Source organism: Bacteroides sp. ET71 (genome assembly GCF_023336905.1).
In the GTDB taxonomy this organism is placed as follows: domain Bacteria; phylum Bacteroidota; class Bacteroidia; order Bacteroidales; family Bacteroidaceae; genus Bacteroides.
Genome location: NZ_JAMBLS010000061.1, coordinates 1 through 5,131, shown reverse-complemented (window position 1 = coordinate 5,131; position 5,131 = coordinate 1). Strand labels below are relative to the sequence as shown.

2 protein-coding genes are annotated in these 5,131 nt (G+C 51.2%); both read right to left on the bottom strand.

Features of this window, described 5'->3' with window-relative positions:
- Positions 1-229: 229 nt before the first annotated feature.
- A complete protein-coding gene (gene nifJ / locus M3090_RS14760) occupies positions 230-3,802 on the bottom strand; it encodes a pyruvate:ferredoxin (flavodoxin) oxidoreductase (protein WP_249057584.1) in 3,573 nt (1,190 codons plus the stop codon).
- A gap of 55 nt (positions 3,803-3,857) precedes the next feature.
- Positions 3,858-5,036, bottom strand: a complete 1,179-nt coding sequence (locus M3090_RS14755; RefSeq protein WP_249057581.1) for an ATP-binding protein — start codon at positions 5,034-5,036, stop codon at positions 3,858-3,860.
- Between the last annotated feature and the right edge of the window lie 95 nt (positions 5,037-5,131).

Sequence of the window (5,131 nt, the reverse complement as noted above, 5' to 3'; positions counted from 1 at the left end):
TCAGATAGTAATCTGAAGTAATCTCAGATAGTAATCTGAAGTAATCTCAGATAGTAATCTGAAGCAATCTCAGATAGTAATCTGAAACAATCTCAGATAGTAATCTGAAGCAATCTCAGATAGTAATCTGAAACGTTCGTAGATAGTAATCTATAACGTTCGTAGATAATCACATGAAAAAGGCCGCCCCCATGAGGAGCGGCCTTCTATGGCTAATCAAAATCGAGGATTACTTGTTCAGCATGGTGTCAGGCGGACATACGCCCCAGCTTTCAGCAGCCATGCGCTTGTAGCTGGCGTAACGCCACTTGGCATTGTCTTCGGCAGCCTGGAAGAGTTCTTCGGCTTCCTGCGGATATTGCTTCATGACGGATGCGTAGCGCACTTCGCCCTTCAGGAAGTCCTTGAAGCCTTCCCATTCCGGCTCCTTGCTGTCCAAGGTGAAGGGGTTCTTGCCTTCGGCTTCCAGGGCGGGGTTGTAACGCCACAGGTGCCAGTAGCCGCACTTCACTGCCTTCTCTTCCTCGGCCTGGCTCTTGCCCATGCCTGCCTTCAGGCCGTGGTTGATACACGGAGCGTAGGCGATGATGAGCGACGGGCCGGGATAAGCCTCGGCTTCGCGCAGGGCCTTCAGCGTCTGGGCCTGGTCGGCACCCATGGCAATCTGTGCCACGTATACATAGCCGTAGGTCGTAGCCATCAGGCCGAGGTCTTTCTTGCGGACGCGCTTGCCGCTGGCAGCAAACTTGGCAATGGCACCGAGCGGAGTAGCCTTGGAAGACTGGCCACCCGTGTTGGAGTAAACCTCCGTGTCGAGCACGAGGATGTTGACATCCTTGCCGCTGGCAATCACGTGGTCGAGGCCGCCGTAACCGATGTCGTAGGAAGCACCGTCACCACCGATGATCCACTGGCTGCGCTTCACGATGTACTGCTTCAGGTCGTAGAGGCCGGCGCAGATGGGGCATTGGTCCTTGGCAGCTTCCAGCATGGGCACGATGCGCTCGTAGATGTCCTTCGTCTTGTCGGCATCCAGTGCGTTGTCCAGCCATTCTTGGAAGATGGCCTTGTATTCGGCGGGAGTAGCTTCGTTGGCAATGCCTTCCTGCATCAGCTTGGCGATGCGTTCGCGCAGCTTCTCGTTGGCCAGTTCCATACCCAGACCAAATTCGCAGAAGTCCTCGAACAAGGAGTTTGCCCATGCCGGACCGTGACCTTTCTCGTTCTTCGTGTAAGGCGTGGACGGTACGGAGCCGGAGTAGATGGAGGAGCAACCCGTGGCGTTGGCCACCATCTCGCGGTCACCAAACAGTTGGCTGATGAGCTTCACGTACGGGGTTTCGCCGCAGCCGGAGCATGCGCCGGAGAACTCGAACAACGGCGTAGCGAACTGGCTGTTCTTCACGTTGGCCTTGATGTCTACCAGGTGTTGTTTGCTCTTCACGTTGTTCACACAGTATTCCCAGTTGGCAGCTTCGCCCATCTGGCTCTCCAAGTGAACCATTTGCAGGGCCTTGCCACCCTTCTTCGGGTTGCCCGGACATACGTCCACGCAGTTGCCGCAACCCAGGCAGTCCATTACGTCTACCTGCATGCGGAATGTCATGCCGTCGAATGCCTTGCCCACAGCCTTCAGCATCGGGAAGTTGGCACCCTTCTGCTCCTCTGCATCGAGCACGAACGGACGGATGGAGGCGTGCGGACAAACATAGGCACACTTGTTACATTGGATACAGTTCTCAGGATTCCATACGGGAACAAAGGCGGCTACGCCACGCTTCTCGTACTTGGCCGTGCCAGGCATCCAGGTACCGTCCTCAATGCCCTTAAAGGCAGATACGGGCAGCAGGTCGCCGTCCTGGGCGTTGATAGGACGAACCACTTCGTTGATGAAAGCCGGGTCGTTGTTCTCGGCCTTGGCATCATCGGGCAGGTTGGCCCATGCGGGGTCTACGGTCAGTTGCTTGTATTCACCACCGCGGTCAACGGCAGCATAGTTCTTGTTCACCACGTCTTCGCCCTTCTTGCCGTAGGACTTCACGATGAACTTCTTCATCTGCTCGACGGCCAGGTCAACGGGGATTACCTCGGTGATGCGGAAGAAGGCCGACTGGAGGATGGTGTTGGTGCGGTTGCCCAAGCCAATCTCCTGTGCAATCTGTGTGGCGTTGATGTAGTAAACGGTGATGTTGTTCTGTGCGAAGTAGCGTTTTACGCGGTTCGGCAGGTTCTTGGCCAGTTCCTCGCCATCCCAGATGGTGTTCAGCAGGAAGGTACCGTTCTTGCGCAAGCCGCGGGTCACGTCGTACATGTGCAGGTAAGCCTGAACGTGGCAAGCCACGAAGTTAGGCGTGTTCACCAAGTAAGTGGAGCGGATGGGCGTATCGCCGAAACGCAGGTGCGAGCAAGTGAAGCCGCCGGACTTCTTGGAGTCATACGAGAAGTAAGCCTGGCAGTGCTTGTCGGTGTTGTCGCCGATGATTTTCACGGAGTTCTTGTTGGCACCTACCGTACCGTCGGCACCCAAACCGTAGAACTTGGCTTCGAACATGCCTTCGCCGCCCATGGCGATTTCCTCTTCCTGAGGCAGGGAAGTGAACGTCACATCATCTACGATGCCGATGGTGAAGTGGTTCTTCGGCGTGTTCAGCTTCAGGTTGTCATATACAGCCAGGATTTGTGCTGGCGTGGTGTCTTTCGACCCCAGACCGTAGCGTCCGCCCACGATGAACGGAGCATCTTCTGCGCCGTAGAAGCAGTCCTTGACGTCCATATACAAAGGTTCGCCATTGGAACCCGGCTCCTTCGTGCGGTCCAGCACAGCGATGCGCTTGGCTGTCTTGGGCACAGCAGCCAGGAAGTGCTTGGCAGAGAACGGACGGTAGAGGTGAACAGCTACGAGGCCCACTTTCTCGCCTTTGGCCGTCAGGTAGTCGATAACCTCGCGGATGGCTTCCGTTACGGAGCCCATGGCGATGATGACGCGCTCGGCATCGGGAGCACCGTAGTAATCGAAGAGGCCGTATTGGCGTCCCGTGATTTCGCTGATTTTCTTCATGTAGTCCTCTACGATGGCGGGCACTTCCTCATAGAACGGATTGCAAGCCTCGCGGTGCTGGAAGAAGTGGTCAGGGTTCTCGGCCATACCACGCATGACGGGGTTCATGGGGTTCATGGCGCGGCTGCGGAATTCGGCCAAAGCCTCTTGGTCGATGAGCGGAGCCAGGTCTTCATTGTCCAGCTTCTCAATCTTCTGGATTTCGTGAGAGGTGCGGAAGCCGTCGAAGAAGTTTATGAACGGCACGCGAGCCTTCAACGTAGAGAGGTGTGCCACACCGGCCAGGTCCATAACCTCCTGTACAGAGCCTTCGCACAGCATGGCGAAGCCCGTCTGACGGCAGGACATCACGTCTTGGTGGTCACCGAAGATACACAGGGCATGGCTCGCCAGTGTACGGGCTGATACATGGAACACGCAAGGCAGGTTTTCACCAGCAATCTTGTACATGTTCGGAATCATCAGCAGCAAGCCTTGAGAGGCTGTGTAGGTAGTGGTTAGTGCACCGGCTTGCAAAGAACCATGAACGGCGCCGGCAGCACCGGCTTCAGATTGCATTTCCTGTACGAGGACCGTTTCGCCGAAGATGTTTTTACGACCTGCGGCAGCCCATTCATCCACGTGCTCAGCCATCGTGGATGACGGAGTGATGGGGTAGATGGCTGCAACTTCTGAGAACATATACGAGATATGTGCTGCAGCTTCGTTACCATCACAGGTGATGAATTTTTTCTGTTTAGTCATAACTAATAGGATTATAAAAGTAATACAACTCGTTATTTATGTCATTTATTTCGTTCTAATATAAAAAGCCGAACAACCAAAGCGGGATTTGATTCTCCCGTCCGATTTCCATTCGGTGCATAGCATAAGTTACGTTGGGATTATTTTTTAAACGTCCACCGTCACTACATATTTTAAAAGGCATGACTTGGTCTACCATAAACGATACATTCTTGTCACCTTTGTTTACTTTATGATCTTTCCATAAAGTATTGACAAAAAACGTGTCCAAAATATCTTGCTCCTCTACACGGATAGGATAAATAGAGTACATCAGGTTAGGATTGTGCATCATGATTTTAGCGGGTTTCTTGGGAAATTCTTCCCCTAAAGGATAAACCATGTTGATTAGACGTGCATCCGCCAGATATTTAATGTAGTTCATTACTGTAGCGCGTGAAGTCTGTATATCTCCTGCTAATTGGCTAACATTAGGAGCTTGGGGTCCATCAACGGCCAAGAGATAGAGTAACTTTTTTATTTTGGAGAGATATTTCAGTTCAATCTGCTTGATAAGTAAAATATCTACTTCTACCATCATATTCATGGTTTTCAACAGATTCTCTGAAAAATTGCGTTTTTCTAGAAAGAATGGATAAAATCCATGGTGCAAATAATCTTGAAAATAATCCAAAGGGTGTACCTTGGATAAAATACCTCGAGCAATCTGTTCATGGTTATCCAATATCTCTTCCAACGTATAAGCATGGAATTTAAGTCCTGTTTGAAGATTAAGATATTCGCGGAAAGAAAATCCTCGTAAATTATAGCTTTTAACGATATCACATAATTCAGAGTTTTCCTCTTTCAGCCGCATGACAGATGAGCCGGTAAAGACAATCTTCAGGTCAGGAAAACAATCATAACAGCGACGTAACTCCTTGCTCCAATCAGGGTGCTTAAATACTTGGTCTATAAGTAAAACACGCCCTCCCCGGCGTTGAAATTGGTCAGCAAATTCTACAATGCCATGACCTGAAAAATAGAAATTGTTCATGTTGATAAAGAGACATGAACGGTCTGTGCCAAATTTCTCTTTGGCATATTGCAGCAAGAAAGTCGTTTTTCCTACGCCACGAGTGCCTTTGATGCCAATAAGCCGATCGTTCCAGTTGATCTCATCCATGAGGTCACGGCGTACAGGGGCATTGGTGTGCTCTACAAGATAGGCGTGTGTGCGATAGAATGATTCCATGCTGATTAATTTCTTTTATCAGGGGGCAAAGATAGCCCTTTTTGTCTAATTTGCAAAGTGGGGTTGGCAAATTTCTTCCTTTTTCGAAAGTTTTC

Excerpts from the sequence above, each read along its gene's own strand:
- nifJ (WP_249057584.1), bottom strand. The coding sequence starts at position 3,802 with ATGACTAAACAGAAAAAATTCATCACCTGTGATGGTAACGAAGCTGCA.
- M3090_RS14755 (WP_249057581.1), bottom strand. The coding sequence starts at position 5,036 with ATGGAATCATTCTATCGCACACACGCCTATCTTGTAGAGCACACCAAT.